This is a genomic window from Amycolatopsis roodepoortensis, from assembly GCF_024628825.1.
Lineage (GTDB): Bacteria > Actinomycetota > Actinomycetes > Mycobacteriales > Pseudonocardiaceae > Amycolatopsis > Amycolatopsis roodepoortensis.
This window is the reverse complement of sequence record NZ_CP102415.1, coordinates 1-17,259: the sequence shown is the minus strand read 5'-3', so window position 1 is coordinate 17,259 and position 17,259 is coordinate 1. Positions and strand designations below refer to the sequence as shown.

Sequence of the window (17,259 nt, the reverse complement as noted above, 5' to 3'; positions counted from 1 at the left end):
ACGCCTCCAATCACGTGAGTTACGCCTCCAATCACGTGAGTTACGCCTCCAATCACGTGAGTTACGCCTCCAATCACGTGAGTTACGCCTCCAATCACGTGAGTTACGCCTCCAATCACGTGAGTTACGCCTTCAATCACGCGAGTTACGTCCCGATCACCGTCTCCACCACCTTCCGCACCTGTGCCACCTCCGGCGCCGGCGCGGTGCGGTCGGCGTAGAGCAGATGTGTCGCACCGATGAGCGTGGCCGCGAGGGTCTCGACGTCGGCGTCCGCCGCGACCCTGCCCTGCGCCCGTTCCGCGTCGAGATACCCGCCGATCATCACGGCGGCCTGGGTCAGCACCGGCACTCCGGCGGGCCACTGGCGGCGCAAGCGGGCGCGTAGTTCGTCGCGGAAGATCACGAGCGGGACGATCGCGACCGCGACCGACTCGAACACCGCGGTGAGCGCCGAGGTGAGGTTGTCCGTCACCGTTCCGGTACCGACGGCCTCCTTCAGACCCTTCTCGTCCAGCTTCTCGATCCGGTCCAGGACGAACTCGGCCAGGAATCCGTCGAAGTCGTCGAAATGCCGATGGAGCACGCCTTTCGCGCAGTCCGCCTCCGTGGTCACGGCGCGGCTGGTGAGCCCGCTCGGCCCGTCCCGCAGCAGGACACGCTCCGCCGCGTCGAACAACTGCGCGCGGACGGCGCGCAGGGCTACCCCGGTCGGCATACGGCTCCCTTGCGTTGACGAGTGGGCACATGCCCACTTAACGTGGGCACATGCCCACTCTACCTTCGGAGCAAGAGCCTCATCGCTATCGACAGGCCGCGGAGTCCTTCGGCGTGGACGTCGAACGCTACGACCGGACCCGGCCCGCCTATCCCCCGGAACTCGTCGGTCGCCTCATCGCCGCCGCCCCCGGCCGTGAGGTCCTCGACGTGGGCGCCGGCACCGGAATCGAAGCGCGCCAGTTCCAGGCAGCGGGTTGTCGCGTGCTGGGCGTCGAGCCGGACTCGCGGATGGCCGAGTTCGCCCGCCGGAGCGGCATCGACGTGGAGGTCGCGAAGTTCGAGGAATGGGAGCCGGCCGGACGCCGGTTCGATCTGCTCGTCTCCGGGCAGGCCTGGCATTGGGTCGACCCGGTGGCTGGCGCCGCCAAGGCCGCCGAAGTACTACGGCCCCGCGGACTCCTGGCCGCGTTCTGGCACGTACCCGAACCGCCGGAAGAGGTCGCGAACGCCTTGGCGGACGCTTACCGGCGGCTCGTGCCGGATTCCCCGATCGATCTCGACAGCGTGCCGAAACAACCCTCTGACCCGTACGGGCCACTCATCGTGAAGGTCGCCGACGGCCTGCGCGAAGCAGGCGGGTTCGGCGAGCCGGAACGAAGCCGCCACGACTGGGACCGGGTCTACACCCGGGACGAATGGCTGGACCAGCTTCCGACGTTCGGTTCGCTCACCTGGGTCGAATCCACAGTGCGACAAGAGATCCTCGCTGAAGTCGGCGCGGCGATCGACAGGATGGGCGGACGGTTCACTGTCCGCTACGCCACCGTCGCGATCACCGCGGTCCGGGACTGACCCGCCGGTGACGGGAGCCGCGCCGCTCCCGTCACCGGCGCACGTCAAGGTGTGACAGGGATGTTGGTCAGCCCGTTCACCGCCCTCGACACGGTGTTGGACGCGTGGACGACGTTGGGCCGTTCCGAGCACTTCGACGTCGAGGTGATCTTGATGGCGTACTGGCCGACCCCGCCGAGGTCGGACTTGTTGTCCCGCCACACGTTCCCGCACCCGTTCGGGAACGACGGGGTGGTCGCGGGATTGTGCGTCTCGTAGCCGTTCGCGAACGTCCCCGGCGAAGCGAAGGTGCCGGTGTTCCCCTCGATCACGTAACCGGATCCCTTGACGTCGACCCAGGAATCGGCCGAGTTCTGCCCGGAAACCCCTTGGCCGTCGAAGGTGTTGCCCCGGATGACGCCGTCCACGGTGCCCTCCTTGACATCGATGGCCTCCGCGGCGACGTACGGTCCGATGTGGTTGTCGAGCACCTGGATCCGGTCGCTGCGGTCGGCCCCGCCGGAGTTCCCGTGGCACGCCCAGTTGGAGTTCGCCGAGCCGAGGTAGACGCCCTCGCCGTAACCCGCCTGCACGAGGCCGGTGTGGCTGATCGTCGAATCGCGGATGACGCTGTCCGCCGAGGAACGGCGGAAGTGCACCGCCTCCTCGTCGATCCGGTGCACCCGCACTCCCTCGATCACGGTGTGGTGCGAGTTGTCCGCGACGATCCCCTTCTTCGACTCCTGCACGGTGAAGCCCTTGAGGTGCCAGTACGGCGCACCGTAGAGCCAGAACCCATACCCGGAGTCCCAGCCCGCGGTCGGCGCCGGGCAGGAAGGCGCTTCACCGGACGGGCCGTCGTTGATCAGGACCGCCGACGCCGGTCCGGTCACCGTGATCGGCGCGGCCGCCGTGCCGGGTTTCGTGGCCACGAACGAACCTCGATAGGTTCCGGCGGCCAGCCGGATGGTCTGACCGGGGCTCGCGGCGGCCAGCGCGGCCTGTAGTTCCGCCGCCGTGCTCACGTCGATCACGTCACCCGCGGGAACGCTGGTGGTCGTGGTCGGCGGTTTGGTCGTGGTCGTGGTCGTGGGTGGGTTCGTGGTCGTGCTCGGCGCCCCTCCCCCGCACGGGCTGCCGTTGACCGTGCAACCGGTCGGCAGGCCTAGCCCTTTGGTGTTGAAACCGAACGACGCGGTGCCGCCGGGTTTGATCGTGCCGTTGAAGCCGGCGTTGGTGACCTTGTAGTGCTGGCCGGTCCTGGTGAGCACCGAGCTCCACGACGTCGTGATCGTGGTGCCCTCGGGCAGATCGAACTCGATCGTCCACTGTGTACTGTTCGCGTCACCCGCGTTGGTGAGCGTGTACTTGCCGCCGTATCCGCTGTCCCACGCCGAACTCTGGGCGAAGGTCGCGGTCAGGCTGGGCGCGGCGGCCTCGGCGGTGACGACGGCGCCGAACAGGCCCGCCGCCGACGCCGTGGCCGCGATCGCGGCGAGCAGTCGTTTCCTCGTCATTCCGTGCCTCCGCATTTCGTTCCGGCGATCGAGCACGCGACCGGCAGTCCCTGGCCGGCGGCGTTGAAACCGAACGTCGCCGTGCCGCCGGGTTTGACGCTGCCGTTGTGGGCCGCGTTCCCGAACCGGTAGTGCTGCCCGGTCCTGGTCGGCACCGAACTCCACGAACCGGTGATCGTCGTACCGGCGGGCAGGTCGAACTCGACCGCCCACGACCCGACGGCGGCCGAACACGTGTTGCTGATCGTGAAGGCGCCTCCGTAGCCGCTGTCCCAGACCGACTTACGGGTGAACGTCGCGTTCAGGCACGCGCTCGGGGTCTGACTCGTCGGCGAAGACGATGAGGTCGGGGAAGACGGCGAAGACGGCGGGGTGCCGTCGACGGACTTCAGGAACAGCGACGACGCGGCATCGGTCTTGCTCGCGTCGACGCCGTGTCCTCCGGTGTAGTCCCGTTGCTCGTTCTTCGCCCAGTCGGCGATCGGTGCGCCGCCGATGTCGAGGTGTTTGTACGCCGTGCCGTCCCAGCCGAAGGAGTAGACGCGGTGCCGGTCGGCGTAGAAGTCGTTATACGGGCCGTTGTCCGCGAGCTGTTTGGTCATGGCGTTGTTGAAGAACACGTTGCGGTACCCGGAAGCACCCGACCACTTGACCGCCTTCTTGCCCGCGCCCCACCAGATCGGGAACCAGTTCGAGTCGTCGGGACCGCCGCCGCCCTCCTCACCGCAGTTGGCCCGGCAGTTCCCGGAGCGGTGCGCGTACGGGACCTTGACCGTGTTGAGTTCGAACAGGTTGTTGCGTTCCCAGCCTCCGTGCAGGTTCAGGTCGGAGTCGAACGAGTTGCCGATCACCACGTTGCCCGCGGCGGACCACTGGAAGGTGAAATGCCGCAGCAGGGTGGAGGTGTTGCCGGCGTAGAGCGAATCCCAGACCCGGGAGCCGCGGAAGTAGCCGTTGCCGCCCTTGCCCTTGTTCCACGAGCCGTTGAGTTCGTTGTCGACGATCTGGAGGTTCTTGGCCTCCTCGGTGACGATCGGATGCGATCCGGTCATGTCCGCGCGGATACCGCGGACCCAGGAGTTCGCCGCCCATTTGAAGACGATCCCGTGCATCTCCGCGGCCGGCGCCATGTTCCCGTAGTTGTGGTTCGCCTCCGCGGGGTTCAGGCCCGGCATGTCCTGGGTGAAGCCGAGGTTCTCGAACCCGACACCGAGCACCGGGTCGACCAGCGGTGCCGCCTTCGAGTCGTAGGTGGCACCGTCGATCGGGGCCGAACCGTCCGAAGTGGAGTTCACCGGGACGTCGTACTCGAGCGGTTTGTCCAGGGTGATCGTGCGCGCGGACGTGTCGAGCGCCGCGATCGTGAAGATCTGCTGGCGCATGTGCATGTTCAGCAACGGGAACGTGGTCGGCGTCGCCTGTTGCTGCTCGTAGAACTTCCGGGAGTTGGCCGCCCTGATGTTGACCAGGTTCCCTGCCGCGAGCGACGTCAGTGCCCCACTACTCGCCAGGTGGACGACCTTGTCTCCCGTCCGCGCGGCGAACGCGGTGTCGCCCGGCTTGCCGCGTAGCTTCACCCCGGCCTTCCAATGGACGTTGACCGTGCCCTCGAAGATGTCCTTGCGGTTCGCGGGCGCCGAGGCGTGATCGCTCGAATAGGACGTGTGCACTCCTCTGGACTGGACGCGGAACAGCCCGCGACCGGGCCACAGCCAGCCGCCCTTGCCCGCACCCGAGGTCATCCCGTCCTCGTCCCAGTCGGAACCGTCCGGGGTGAGGGTGTCGTAGAGGGTGTTCGCGTCGGGTTTGTAGACGAACTTCGTGGCGTCCTTGCCCGCACCACGCAGGATCAGGTAGTCGGCGTCGACGTGGATCTCGTGCGTGACGTCGAACCGGCCGGCCGGGAAGGTGATCGTGCTGAGCTTCGTGTAGCTCCCGGACGGCGAGCACGCGCTCTTGATCCCGTCGATCGCCGCCTGGATGCCGTTCGTGTCGTCGGCGCCGTCGTCGGGTTTGACGTTGTACTGGCTCGCCAGCTCGGCCGCGGTGACCTGGCAGGTGGCGTTCGGATTCACCTCACCGGAGCCGGGCAGCGTGGCACCGCCGCGATATCCGGCCTTGGACCAGTCGTAGAGGCCAGGGACCGGCGCGCGGCGGTTGGCCGCTCCGAGGTCTAGGCCGGGCAGCGCGCCGGGTCCCGGTGCCGCGTCCGCCGCCTGGGGCGGTACCTGCAGGAGTGCGGCGGTGGCGACCACGGCGGCGACCGCCGGGAGGACGGCACGACGAAGAGGACTTTTTCGGGACACCCGAAACCTCCGTGACGGACTGACGGAAGGTGTTGCGGCGTGTACACCCGGACCTCGTCTTTATAGTTCACGTCCCTGTCGCTCGTCAACGGATGTGAATCATGTCCATGTATGTGAACGGAGTCGCACCGGTCCGCCCAGAGCGATCGCCCCCAAGGCCGCGGCCATCCCCACCGCGGCGACACCGCCCCAAAGCGGGCCCGGCCCCAACGGCAGCAGCAGGGAGCCGAGCACCGGCGCGAGAACCGCGCCCACCGACCAGCTCATCCCGGACACCCCCGCGTACGTGCCTTGTAGCGCGGGCGGCGACAGAAGGGACACGATGGTCGGGATCGAGCCCGCGACCGCGATCTCCCCCGCCGTCCAGACCACCACCGTGACCGCGAGCCCTCCCGCGTCGTGCACGAAGGCCGTCAGGGCGAACCCGGTGGCCATGATGGCCGTCCCTGCCGCCAGCACCCGGTTGGGGTCGAGCCGCGAGAGCCGCTTCCCGGCCAAGGGCTGCACGGCGACGATCAGGACCCCGTTGAGCGCCATGACCAGTCCGAAGTGGACACCGCTGATCCCCTGGCCCGCCATGGCGAGCGGCAAGGTGGTGAACGCCTGCGCGTACATCGCGCCGTAGGCCGTCGTCACGACACTGAAGGCGAGCATCACGGGGTCCCGGAGCACCGACCGCCAGGCGCCGCCCGTCGGTGCTGCCTGCCTGGACTCCGGCACCGCCCGCCACACGAGCACCGCGAAGGCGACCGCGACGGCGGCGTTGACGCCGAACATCGCCGTCGCGCCGCGATCGGCGAACCAGCCACCCGCCACCATCGCGACGGCGTAACCGAGGTTCACGCCCCAGAACAGCAGGCCATATGCCCGGGGCCGGACCTCAGGCGGGACCAGATCGGCCACCATCGCCTGCGACGCGGGACGGTAGGACTCGATGGTGAGCCCGAGCAGGAACGCCGTCACCGCCACGAACGCGAATCCGCTCGCGGCACCCATGAGGACCATCGACACCGAGGTCGCGAGCATGCCGCCGGTCAGGGTCGCCCGGCGGCCGAACCGGTCGGCGAGCCTGCCCGCGACCACGTGCGAAAGCACCGAGCCGACCCCGAACGCGGCCATCACCGCACCCGTCTCACCGATCCCGAAGCCCTGCACGCGGGTCAGGTAGACGGACAGGAACGGCTGCACCATCGCGCCGGCTCGATTGACGACGATTCCCAGCCACAGCATCCAGAACGGACGCGGGAGCGACCGCGGCCCGGCGAGCGGGGAGGTGTGGGTGATCATGCGGTCCATCGTTGACCGGAGGTACCGGAGCCGATAAACGTTTCAATCGTGGCTGAATCCTCGTGGGCGGAGTTCGACTTCACGTCGAGCGACCTGGCCCGGTTGCGCTTCGCGTTCTCCCCCGCTTCCGAGGCGATCGCCAGCCTGCGGCTGCTCCAGGACCCGGGACGACACGCCGTGCACCTGCCGTGGATCCGCGCCGTCCGCCCGCTCCTCCGCGACCTCGACCTGCGCCTGCTTTTCGCGCTGGTCCCGCTCGGCGCCTACTTCGCGGACTTCCTGACTCCGCCGCCGTCCAGTCCCGTCCCCGACATCGACGCCGAACTCGACCGGATCGCCCGCGCCGATCTCGGCGAGGCCGTCGCGGAGGCTTCCCGAGTCCCCGCAGCCGGGAGCGACGTCGTACAGCGGTTCCTGGCGGACCCCGCCGCGGGGGTCGCGCGCGCCACCGAAGAGCTCCGGCACTACTGGGACGTGGCGCTGGCCCGGTTCTGGCCGCAGATCCGGGGACTGCTCGAAGCGGAGATCCTCCGCCGATCCCGCCAGCTGGCCCGCGACGGGGCAGGGGCGCTGTTCAACGACCTGCACCCGAACATCTCCTGGGACGACGGGCGGCTGCGGGTGCGCACCCGCGCGTGGAACCGCAGCGGGCCGCTGGGCGGCGACGGGCTCATCCTGATCCCGAGTGTCTTCCACTGGCCCGACACCGCGGTGATGGCCGAGCCGTATCAACCGATCCTGGTCTATCCCGCGCCCGGCGTCGCCACCGTGTGGGCGCAAGACGTCGTCCCGACCACCGGCGCGCTGGACGCCCTGATCGGGCGGACCCGCGCCCGCGTGCTCGTGGCCCTCACCGAGAGCGTGACGACGACCGCGCTGGCCCGGCGGCTCTCGATGGCGCCCGGCGCGGTCAGTCAGCATCTGAAGGTGCTGCACGACACCGGCTTGATCACCCGGCGCCGGACCGGGCGCGAGGTGTTCTACGCGCGCTCGGCGCTCGGCGACACCTTGTGCGCCAACGGGTCAGTGCTCACCTGAGCGGAACCGGTCGAGCACGCGGCGCTCCCGTTTCGTCGGACGCCCAGCGCCACGCTCCCGCCGCGCGACCGGAATGGCGGCCTCGGGCGGCGGCGCGGGCGTCCGGTCGATGAAGCAGGTCGCGGCGTCGGCGGCGCCGACCCGTTTCTGGATCACGCGCGTCACTTCCAGGATCCGCGTCGTGTCGTGCACCCGCGCACGCACCTCGTCACCGGCCACGACCGTGGTCGCGGGTTTGGCCGGTTTGCCGTTCACGCGGACATGGCCGCCACGGCACGCCGCCGCGGCGTCCGGGCGCGTCTTGGTCAGCCGGACGGCCCACAGCCAGCGATCAACTCGAGTGGACTCCACAACCGTACATAGTGGCCCATCCGTCCGCTTTATTGCCACCCAGCATAGCCGCAGGTATAACTTGTTCTAAATCCCTCAACGGTGAGGAAGATCACGTGAGCGACGAAACCATGCGGAGAAGCGCTTCCGGACAGTTATCCCGCCGCCTCTTTATTGCAGGAACTGGTTCTATCTTGGGCGCGGCCGCCCTCGGCGGGACCGCTTCCGCGAAAAGTTCGATCGCCGATGCCGCCCGAATCCCGGCACTCGTCGTCGGTTCCGGATACGGCGGCTGCGTCGCCGCGCTCCGGCTCGCCGAGGCCGGCGTCGACGTCCATCTCGTCGAACTCGGCATGGCCTGGGACACCCCGGGCACGGACGGCAAGATCTTCGCCAACACCACCAAGCCCGACTACCGCTCGTTCTGGCTGAGGACGCGGACCAAGCAGCCGTTGAGCAACTTCCTCGGCTTCCCGCTGGACAAGGACGTCCCGCGCCACACCGGGATCCTCGACGCCGAGGAGTTCGGCGGCATCACCGTCTACCAGGGCCGCGGCGTCGGCGGCGGCTCGCTGGTGAACGGCGGCATGGCCGTCACGCCGAAGCGCGAGAACTTCGGTTCCGTCCTTCCGACGGTGAACGCCGACGAGATGTACGGCGTCTACTACCCGCGCGCGAACGCGGGGCTCGGCGTCGCCACCATCGACCCGAACTGGTTCGAGACCGCCGAGTGCTACCAGTACGCGCGGGTCGGCCGGAAACACGCGCAGCGGTCCGGCTTCCCGTTCCTGTTCGTCCCGGACGTGTACGACTGGGACTACATGAAGAAGGAGCAGGCGGGCACGGTGCCGAGGTCCGCGCTGGCCGGGGAGATCCTCTACGGCAACAACGCCGGCAAGAAATCGTTGCAGCAGACCTATCTCCCGCGGATCAAGGCGACCGGCCGGGTGACGATCTCGCCGCTGCACCGCGTCACGTCGGTGACGCCCGCGTCCGGCGGCGGGTACACCGTGGTGATGGAGCAGCTCGACACCGGCGGCACCGTGACGGCGACGAAGTCCGTCACCGCGGACAAGGTGTTCTTCGCCGCCGGCAGCGTCGGCACGAGCAAACTACTGGTCAAGCTCAAGGCGACCGGCGCGCTGCCGAACCTCAGCAACGAGGTCGGAAAAGGCTGGGGCGACAACGGGAACGTCATGTGCGGCCGGGCGAACCACATGTGGGACGCCACCGGGGCGCTCCAGTCGTCCATCCCGACCGCGGGTATCGACAACTGGGCGGCGGGCGGCGCGTTCGCCGAGGTCGCGCCGTTGCCGACCGGTATCGAGACCTACGCCTCGTTCTACCTGTCGATCACCAAGAACCCGCACCGCGCGACGTTCTCCTGGAACCCGAGCGCGAACAGGGTCGACCTCGACTGGCAGACCGCGTGGAAGCAGCCGTCGATCGACATGGCGAAGACGATCTTCGACAAGATCAATTCCAAGGAAGGCACGATCTACCGGACCGACCTCTTCGGCACCTACAAGATCTGGGGCGACCACCTCACGTACCACCCGCTCGGCGGCGCGATACTCGGCAAGGCGACCGACAATTACGGCAGGCTGCACGGCTATCCGGGGCTTTACGTGATCGACGGCGCGCTGATTCCGGGGAACACCTCGGTCAATCCGTTCGTCACCATTACCGCGCTGGCGGAAAGGAATATCGAAAAGATCGTCGCCACCGATCTGTGACGACGATCCACAATAGGCCGGGGCCGCCACCCCGGCCTATTCTCACATTTTCGGAAGAACGCAGACGGTGTCGATCCCCAAAACGTGGTTCAGCCGCCCGAAGGCGAGCCAGGAGCCGATGCTCATGCTCAGTTCGACGATTTCCTTCTGGCTGTAGTGTTCGGCCATCCGCTTCCAGAAGTCGTCGTCGATGCCGTGGTGGTCGAGCGCGTAGCGTTCGGCGTACTCGGCGGCCAGCCTGGTCCGCTCGTCGAACGCGTCGGTGGTGCGCCACTCGGTCACCGCGTCGGCGAACTCCTCCTCGACCTTCACCCCGTCGCGTTCGGTCCGCCAGTCCAGGCAGAAGACGCAGCCGTTGATCTGCGCGATCCGCAACCGGGCCGCCTCGAACTCGCGGAGCCCCAGTGTGGTGTGCGAGTACACCGCGAGCGAGAGTTGCGAGGCCGCGACGCCGATCCCGGGCACCATCTCGCCCCACACGTAGCCGATCGGGTCCTTGCCCTCGGGAATGTCGATGTTCATCGCGCGCTCCTTCCGAGCTTGCCGGTCGCCGGTCGCAGGGGGACGTCGAGTGCGTCGTAGAGGCCCGGTTTCGCGTCCACGAGCCAGTCGATGGCGCCGACCAGCCTGCCGACCGCGGTCGCGTTGCCGCCGGCGGACCGGTTCTCGCCCTCGTCGACGGCCTCGACCGAGACTTCGATCCTGGGACGCCCCTCGATGATCACCTTGTGCGCCCCGTCGCCGCTGGGCGGCATCGGCCAGTCCGGCGCGCACGACGAGTGGATCCGGGTGACGTGCTCGATGACGATCCGGGGCTCACCGTCCACGATCCCCTGCACTTCGAAGCGGACCGCGCCCTGAGTGCCCTCTTCGAAATCGCCCATCGCCCGCGTGGTCACGGTCTTCTCCAGCGGACGGCGGTCGAGCGTCTCGCGGATCTCGTCCAGGTCGACACCGAGACCGCGGGCGATCAGCCGCACCTGCCCGCCCCACACCATCGTGGGCACCGACGGGGCCAGCATCGGCGGCTCGTAGTCCATCGGCTGACCCATCCCGACCAGGTAGCGGACGGAATCCGGCTGATCGTAGGTGGAGTAGTCGAAGATCTCCTGGCAGCGGACGACGTCCACGGTGGTGCCGAGACCGCTGATCAGCAACGGCAGGATGTCGTTGCCCCACCCCGGATCCACGCCGGAGACGAACAGCGAGCCGCCGCCCTCCGCGATCGCCGCCAGCACCGGCTCGCGCAGTTCCGCGGGCGCGTTCCGCTGGTCGTACAACGCGTAGAGCGCGGGCGTCACCACCACCGCCCCGGCCCGGACCGCGCGGACGATGTCGGCCAGCGCGTCGGCGGGCCGGATGTCGCCGGACGCCGCGTACACCACCGCTCCGGGGCCCGCCGCAAGAATCGCTCCGACATCATCGGTCGCCGCCACACCCAGTTCGCCGTCGATTCCGGCGAGCGCGGCCGCGTCACGGCCGACCTTCGCGGAATCGTGCACGAGCACCCCGGTGAGTTCCAGCGCCGGATGCGCGTCGACGGCCCGGATGGAGGCGCGGCCGATGTTGCCTGTACCCCAGACAACAGTGGGAATCATGAGGTCGAGGTTAACCGAATCCAAGTACCGAAACAATTAGGAAAACCGCAGGTCAGAACGCATTACTCGGGTTCATTCCGGCGAGCAACGAAAGCGTTCCGGTACGCGGAACGGCCGCGGTTTCAATCGGGTTGAGACGCGACGGCGGACGTGTGTAGTGTGCGTCCCGTGACGAGCCCCGAGTCGGACAGAACCCCGCCGCCGGTCATCCGGCGGCGAGTCGTCGTATCCGGCCGTTAGGCGTCGGCCCTCTCGCTTCCCGGTGACCGGAGCGCTGTTTCCGTGCGCCCGGCCGGGTTTCCTCCTGCCTTGCGCACGGCTCCTCCTGCTCACATTCCCTTGGGAGTCGTCCGTTGCCCCTGTTCGTCTATGTCCTCGGCCTTGCCGTCTTCGCGCAAGGCACCTCCGAATTCATGGCTTCCGGTCTCGTGCCGGGGATCGCCGGTGACCTGTCCGTCCCGGTGGGCGCGGCCGCCGCGCTGACGTCGGCCTACGCCGTCGGAATGATCGTCGGCGCACCCGCCATGGCCGTGCTCAGCGCGCGCTGGCCTCGCCGCCGGGCCTTGGCCGGTTTCCTGACCGCCTTCGTCGTGGTGCACGTCATCGGCGCCGTGACGACGAGTTTCCCGCTGCTGTTCGGCACCCGGATCGTCGCGGCCATCGTCAACGCCGGCTTCCTCGCCGTCGCCATGCCTGTGGCGGTCGCCCTGGCGCCGCCGGGAAGGCAAGCGCGGGCGACCGCGGTGCTGCTGGCGGGTATCACGCTGTCGTGTGTCGCCGGAGTGCCGGCGGGGGCCGTGCTGGGTGATCTCGCGGGCTGGCGTTCCGCGTTCTGGGCCGTCGCCGCGTTGTGTGTTCCGGCGCTGGTGCTGGTGTTCCGTTCCGCGCCAGCCGGCGCGGCGGAGCCGCACGAAGTCTCGATCAGGCGCGAAGCACGTGAACTGAAAGCACCTCCCGTGCGGCAGGCGATGCTCCTCGGCGCGTTGGTGAACGGCGCCACCTTCGCGACGTTCGCCTTCCTCGCGGTCATCGCGACGGATGTCGCCCACCTCCCCGCCGGGGCGGTTTCCGGCCTGCTGGCGGCTTTCGGCGTCGGCGCGTTCCTCGGTGTCACCGTGGCGGGCCGCAAGGGAGACGGCGAACTCCGCCGCGGCCTGGTGCTCGGGTTGTGCGCCCTGCCGGTGGGCTGGGCGGTGCTGGCGATCGCCGGCACGCACCCGATCGCCCTGTTCGTCGTGACGGCCGTCCAAGGTGGACTTTCGTTCGGCTGTGGTTCCGCACTCGTCGCCCGGGTCATGCACGTGGCTCCGGGAGCTCCGACGCTCGGTGGCTCGTTCGCGACGGTCGCGCTGAACGCGGGCGCGTTCCTGGGCCCGGTGCTCGCCGGTTTCGTCACGGAGTCGACCGGTGACTACCGCTACGCCATCTGGATCAGCGCGGCGATCACTCTCCTCGCGCTGCCGCTCGTCCTGCGAGAGAAGCGCACGTGAACCGCGCGGGCGGGTGGACGTCGAACCACCCGCCCGCGCGCTGGGTAGCATCGGCCGCATCATGGAGATGATCACTGTGCCCGCGGGCGAGGTGACGCTGACGGACCGGCGGACACAGCGGAACTGGACCGTCGAGGTCGCATCCTTTCTGCTCGCCCCGGTTCCGGTCACCCGTGAGACCGGCCGGCTCCCCCTCGTCGACGTCTCCTGGCAGGACGCCCTCGCGTTCTGCAACACCCTGTCCGAACGCGAAGGCCTGGCTCCCGTCTACCAGCTGGATTCCCTGGCCTGGGATCGGACCGCGAACGGCTATCGGCTGCCCTCCGAGGCGGAATGGGAGCACGCCTGCCGCGCCGGCACGACCGGCCCCCGCTACGGGCCGCTCGACGAGATCGCCTGGTACCGCGAGAACTCCGCGGAGTCCGTGCACGAAGTCGGCGGCAAGGCGCCCAACGCCTGGGGCCTGCACGACATGCTCGGCAACGTCTGGGAATGGTGCTGGGACGTGTACGACGCCGAGGTGTACGGCGAGTACCGGGTCCTGAAGGGCGGCGGCTGGTTCGACGAGCACTGGAGCTGCCGGACTTCGGTCCGGCGCCGCAGCCACCCGACCTTCCGTGTCGACGACGTCGGCTTCCGCCTCGCCCGGTCACTATGACCCCGCCGCCACGACCTGATGATCACGCGATTGAATGACGGCACGGACACCCGGCCGGGGTGTCGGACCCTGGAGGAAACCGTGACCGGAACCGCTCCCCGAGACGTCGAACGCGTCTACTCCACCGCCGACGTCGTCGCGAAACTGCGCCGGCTCGCCGACGCGCTCGAATCCGAGACCTCCTTCCGCATCCAGATCGCCGGGGAACGGTTCCGCGTCCCCGCCCGCGCGCAGTTCTCGATCGAGCACGAGCGCGGTGACGGCGAGGAAGAGGTCGAGTTCCAGCTGAAGTGGAAGATCGAAGAGACCGACTCGGACGACGACTCCGAGGGCACCGTCGTCTGATCTGTCCATAAAGGACTTGGGCGGGCTCGTGCTTCGGCGGCGGGCCCGCCCGCTTTTCATGCCGCGAAAGCCACTTTCAGGACATCAGACGTCGCGAAAGTGGCTTTCGCGACGCGCCCGGGCCCCGGGAGCCGGGTCGCCACTCAGACGATGCCGCCGTTGGCACGAAGGACCTGGCCGTTGACCCACCGCGCCGGCCCGGCAAGGAACGAGACGACCTCGGCGATGTCGGACGGCGTGCCGAGGCGTTCGAGCGGTGGCTGCGCCGCCATGCTCGCGATGGTCGCTTCGTCCTTGCCGTCGAGGAACAACGCCGTGGCGGTCGGACCGGGGGCGACCGCGTTCACGGTGATGTCGCGACCGCGCAGTTCGCGGGCGAGGACCAGGGTGATCGCCTCGACCGCGCCCTTCGAGGCGGCATAGGCGGCGTATCCCGGCAGCGCGAGGCCGAGCACCGACGTGGAGAAGTTGATGATCGCGCCACCATCGCGGACGCGGCGGGCGGCCTGCTGATCGACCACGAAGGTGCCGCGGATGTTGGTGCGGTGCAACCGGTCCAGCTGGTCGAGATCCAGTTCGGCCACCGGCGCGAGGTGCAGGGTGCCCGCGGCGTGGACCACGACGTCGACTCCGCCGAAGGTCTTCTCCGCGGTGTCGAACACGGCCGCGACGGCCTGCTCGTCGGCGACGTCGGCCTGCGCCGCGATCGCCTGACCTCCGCCGGCGGTGATCGCGTCGACCGCGGCCCGCGCCTCGTCCTTGTTGCCGCCGTATACGACGACGACCGCGAACCCGTCGGACGCCAGCCGCTCGGCCGACTGCCTGCCGATGCCCCGCGAACCTCCGGTGACGATCGCTACGCGTGCCATGCCAATGCTCCCATCAGGAGTTTCCGTTGATAACGCGTTCACCGTATCAGCGATACCGAACCATCGCTACCTGATGGGTGTTATCATCGATACATGAGTTCGACGACGAAGGACCGGCTGATCCGCGCGGCGGCGGAGCTCCTGGAGGAGGGCGGGCGCGAGGCGCTGTCGACGCGTGCGGTCAGCGCCGCCGCCGGGGTGCAGGCGCCGACGCTCTACCGGACCTTCGGCGACAAGAACGGTCTTCTCGACGCCGTCGCCTCGTACGGCTTCAAGAGCTACCTGGAGGGAAAGCACGCTCTCGGACAGACCGGCGACCCGGTGCGCGACCTCCGGCGAGGCTGGGACCTGCACGTCGAGTTCGGTCTGCACCAGCCCGCCTTCTACATGCTCATGTACGGCGAGCCCCGGGTCCGCGAAGCGCGCCGGGAGGCCGACGCGATGCTCCGCCGGATCATCGAACGCATCGCCGAGGCGGGCAGGCTGCGCGTCCCGGTCGAACAGGCCGCGCAGCTGGTGCACGCGACCGGGATGGGGGTGATCCTCTCGTTCCTCGCGAGCCCGCCGGAGCAACGCGATCCGGACCTGCTCATCGCCGCGCGCGAACACGTGATCACGGCGATCACCACCGACAGCGACGACAAGGCGGACAAGGCCTCGGACATCCCCTGCCGCGCGATCGCGCTCAAAGCCGCGCTGGACAAGGAACCCGTTGACGCCCTGACTCCCGCCGAACAGGCGATGCTCGGCGAATGGCTCGACCGGCTCGCGCGCTGAGCTACCGGCCGACGGCCTTGGCCGCCGCGACCGCCTGCCCGGCGTAGGACCGTCCGAAAAGGACGGTGTGCACCAGGAGCGGGAACAGCTGGTGCGCGCCGATCCGGTCGGTCCAGCCGTCGGCGAGCGGGGCGACTTCCTGGTAGGCGGCGAGCACCCGGTCGAGCAGCGGACAGCCGAACAACTGCAGCATCGCCAGATCGGTTTCGCGATGGCCGCCGTGGGCGGCCGGGTCGATGAGCGACGCCTCGACGGCACCCCACAGCACGTTGCCGTTCCACAGATCGCCATGCAGGCGAGCGGGAGGTTCGGACACTTCGGGGAGCCGGGCGCAGGCCTGCTCGATGACAGCGGCTTCGTCGCCGGTCAGCGTGCCCTCGTCGACCGCGCGACGGACGTAGGGCAGCACCCGGTGTTCGGCGTACCACGCCGGCCAGTCGTCGCCTCGCTTGTTCTCCATCGGGGCCAGGCCGATCCACGCGTCGGCGGGCCCGTCCGGCGGCGCCGCGCCGAACGACGGCGCGCCCGCCGCGTGCAACTCCGCGAGCCCTCTCCCCAGTCGCTCCGCCGCGTGATGCGTCGGCCGTCCGCCACCGACCAGTTCCGTGACCAGCCATTCGCCGTCGTGCCCGCGCACCTCGGGCACCCGCACCGCACCGGGCTCCCCCAGCCACCGCAGGCCCGCGGCCTCGGCCGGTATCGCGTTCCGGGCGTGGCCCCGTTTGACGACCACGGTGTCGCCGCTGTCGAGTACCACTTCGGTCACCCCGCTCGACAGGCTCCGCTGCCCGGCGACGGCGCGTCCGGTGATCTTCGTGGCAGCCTCGGCAGGCGTCGAAACCTGGGTCATGCTCGCAACCTACCTCCGCCGATCGGGTGAACGCTCGTTGTACGGCGCGAAATCCGCGTGCGTGTGTTTTCGAGAGACGAACGGCTTTTCACCGGGGCGGAACGAACAGCCCCGCCGGTTTCCCGACCTCGGTCGGGCTACATCCGGTCAGCGCCCGGAACTCCCGGACGAGGTGCGCCTGGTCGCTGTAGCCGCTCGAATGCGCGACCTCCGCCCAGGACAGCGACGGCAAACGGTCCAGCAGCGCCAGCACGCGATTGAGCCGGGCGATCCGTCCGACCGTGCGGGGGTTCAGGCCGATCTGTTCCCGGAACCGAACGTTGAGGTGCTGTCTGCTCCAGCCGATCTCGTCCGCGAGGACGTCGACGCGGACAGAACCCGCGCAAAGCCTGTCCCACGCGTATCGGACAGGTCGTGCGAGCGCGGGGCCGCGAGCGAGCCTCGCCGCGAGGTACTCGTCCAGCAGCCGGAATCTCTCCGGCCAGTCCGCCGCCTCGGCCAGTTGTTCGGTCAACGACGCCGACGGCAGCAGGTCCGACGCCGCGACGACCGAAGTCGCCAGCTCTCGCAACGGAATTCCGAACAGCGCGTACGAACCGAGCGGTGTGAGGGTGACGACGATCCCGCGCGAGGCGCCGGCCTGATCGACCCGCAACGGCCGGTCTCGCAAGCCCAGCACCGGCGAAACGGGGATCTCCGGCCCCCTGGCCGGAGGGTCGAGGTCGATCACCCAGGTGAGCACGGACAACGGGGTGACCTGCCAGGAGTGCGTTCCCGCGTCGGGAAGATCGTGCGCGACATAACTCGACACATGGGCGGCGAGGGCGGGGTGCGGCCATCGGAGAACCCGCTCGCCGGGCGCGCGGACGATGTCCCGCCGCGGCACCACGAGACCCCACCCGCCCAT

The 17,259-nt window shown here is 69.0% G+C and carries 17 protein-coding genes; 7 read left to right on the top strand and 10 right to left on the bottom strand.

Going from position 1 to position 17,259, the window contains the following annotated elements; all coding sequences use genetic code 11:
• Positions 1 to 145: 145 nt before the first annotated feature.
• Positions 146 to 718 (bottom strand): TetR/AcrR family transcriptional regulator, encoded by a 573-nt coding sequence (locus tag NQK81_RS00085; RefSeq protein WP_257486442.1) that lies wholly within the window; start codon positions 716 to 718, stop codon positions 146 to 148.
• 113 nt (positions 719 to 831) lie between these two features.
• Between NQK81_RS00085 and NQK81_RS00080 the strand changes: the two genes are divergently transcribed.
• Positions 832 to 1,572, top strand: a complete 741-nt coding sequence (locus tag NQK81_RS00080; RefSeq protein WP_257489971.1) for a class I SAM-dependent methyltransferase — start codon at positions 832 to 834, stop codon at positions 1,570 to 1,572.
• Between the two features lie 44 nt (positions 1,573 to 1,616).
• Here NQK81_RS00080 and NQK81_RS00075 read toward each other — a convergent pair whose 3' ends face one another.
• From NQK81_RS00075 to NQK81_RS00065, 3 genes are all read right to left on the bottom strand, one after another.
• Positions 1,617 to 3,068, bottom strand: coding sequence for a cellulose binding domain-containing protein (locus NQK81_RS00075; protein WP_257486441.1), 1,452 nt, complete (start codon positions 3,066 to 3,068; stop codon positions 1,617 to 1,619).
• A complete protein-coding gene (locus NQK81_RS00070) occupies positions 3,065 to 5,374 on the bottom strand; it encodes a cellulose binding domain-containing protein (RefSeq protein WP_257486440.1) in 2,310 nt (769 codons plus the stop codon). The genes NQK81_RS00075 and NQK81_RS00070 overlap by 4 nt, the downstream gene beginning before the upstream one ends.
• A gap of 99 nt (positions 5,375 to 5,473) precedes the next feature.
• Positions 5,474 to 6,661 carry an MFS transporter gene (locus NQK81_RS00065; RefSeq protein ID WP_257486439.1) on the bottom strand — a complete coding sequence of 396 codons (1,188 nt, stop codon included), beginning with the start codon at positions 6,659 to 6,661 and terminating at the stop codon, positions 5,474 to 5,476.
• Between the two features lie 48 nt (positions 6,662 to 6,709).
• Here NQK81_RS00065 and NQK81_RS00060 point away from each other — a divergent pair, with 48 nt between their 5' ends.
• Positions 6,710 to 7,699, top strand: a complete 990-nt coding sequence (locus NQK81_RS00060) for an ArsR/SmtB family transcription factor (RefSeq protein ID WP_257486438.1) — start codon at positions 6,710 to 6,712, stop codon at positions 7,697 to 7,699.
• Here NQK81_RS00060 and NQK81_RS00055 read toward each other — a convergent pair.
• Complete coding sequence (locus NQK81_RS00055; protein ID WP_034318646.1) at positions 7,685 to 8,050, bottom strand: RNA-binding S4 domain-containing protein; 366 nt, start codon at positions 8,048 to 8,050, stop codon at positions 7,685 to 7,687. The genes NQK81_RS00060 and NQK81_RS00055 overlap by 15 nt on opposite strands.
• 173 nt (positions 8,051 to 8,223) lie before the next feature.
• On the opposite strand from NQK81_RS00055, the gene NQK81_RS00050 reads away from it, so the two are divergent.
• Positions 8,224 to 9,765, top strand: a complete 1,542-nt coding sequence (locus NQK81_RS00050; protein WP_257486437.1) for a GMC oxidoreductase — start codon at positions 8,224 to 8,226, stop codon at positions 9,763 to 9,765.
• A gap of 42 nt (positions 9,766 to 9,807) precedes the next feature.
• Here the strand turns inward: NQK81_RS00050 and NQK81_RS00045 are convergent, their stop codons facing one another.
• Both NQK81_RS00045 and NQK81_RS00040 read right to left on the bottom strand, forming a co-directional pair.
• On the bottom strand, positions 9,808 to 10,287 hold the full coding sequence (locus NQK81_RS00045) for a carboxymuconolactone decarboxylase family protein (protein ID WP_257486436.1): 480 nt from the start codon (positions 10,285 to 10,287) through the stop codon (positions 9,808 to 9,810).
• Positions 10,284 to 11,363: an NAD(P)H-dependent amine dehydrogenase family protein gene (locus tag NQK81_RS00040; RefSeq protein WP_257486435.1), complete on the bottom strand. Its 1,080-nt coding sequence runs from the start codon at positions 11,361 to 11,363 to the stop codon at positions 10,284 to 10,286. Before NQK81_RS00040 ends, NQK81_RS00045 begins: the two co-directional genes overlap by 4 nt.
• Positions 11,364 to 11,716: 353 nt before the next feature.
• Here NQK81_RS00040 and NQK81_RS00035 point away from each other — a divergent pair, with 353 nt between their 5' ends.
• From NQK81_RS00035 to NQK81_RS00025, 3 genes are all read left to right on the top strand, one after another.
• Positions 11,717 to 12,853 (top strand): Cmx/CmrA family chloramphenicol efflux MFS transporter, encoded by a 1,137-nt coding sequence (locus NQK81_RS00035; protein ID WP_257486434.1) that lies wholly within the window; start codon positions 11,717 to 11,719, stop codon positions 12,851 to 12,853.
• Between the two features lie 61 nt (positions 12,854 to 12,914).
• Complete coding sequence (locus NQK81_RS00030; RefSeq protein WP_257486433.1) at positions 12,915 to 13,511, top strand: formylglycine-generating enzyme family protein; 597 nt, start codon at positions 12,915 to 12,917, stop codon at positions 13,509 to 13,511.
• Between the two features lie 81 nt (positions 13,512 to 13,592).
• The gene (locus NQK81_RS00025) at positions 13,593 to 13,856 is read left to right on the top strand and encodes an amphi-Trp domain-containing protein (RefSeq protein ID WP_125677397.1); all 264 of its coding nucleotides are present in this window, start codon (positions 13,593 to 13,595) and stop codon (positions 13,854 to 13,856) included.
• Between the two features lie 143 nt (positions 13,857 to 13,999).
• Here the strand turns inward: NQK81_RS00025 and NQK81_RS00020 are convergent, their stop codons facing one another.
• Positions 14,000 to 14,725, bottom strand: coding sequence for an SDR family oxidoreductase (locus NQK81_RS00020; RefSeq protein ID WP_257486432.1), 726 nt, complete (start codon positions 14,723 to 14,725; stop codon positions 14,000 to 14,002).
• 93 nt (positions 14,726 to 14,818) lie between these two features.
• Here NQK81_RS00020 and NQK81_RS00015 point away from each other — a divergent pair, with 93 nt between their 5' ends.
• Positions 14,819 to 15,502, top strand: coding sequence for a TetR/AcrR family transcriptional regulator (locus tag NQK81_RS00015; RefSeq protein WP_257486431.1), 684 nt, complete (start codon positions 14,819 to 14,821; stop codon positions 15,500 to 15,502).
• 1 nt (position 15,503) lies between these two features.
• Here the strand turns inward: NQK81_RS00015 and NQK81_RS00010 are convergent, their stop codons facing one another.
• A complete protein-coding gene (locus NQK81_RS00010; protein ID WP_126735120.1) occupies positions 15,504 to 16,352 on the bottom strand; it encodes a fructosamine kinase family protein in 849 nt (282 codons plus the stop codon).
• Between the two features lie 88 nt (positions 16,353 to 16,440).
• Entirely contained in the window at positions 16,441 to 17,259 is an 819-nt protein-coding gene (locus tag NQK81_RS00005; RefSeq protein WP_257486430.1) for a helix-turn-helix domain-containing protein, read from the bottom strand.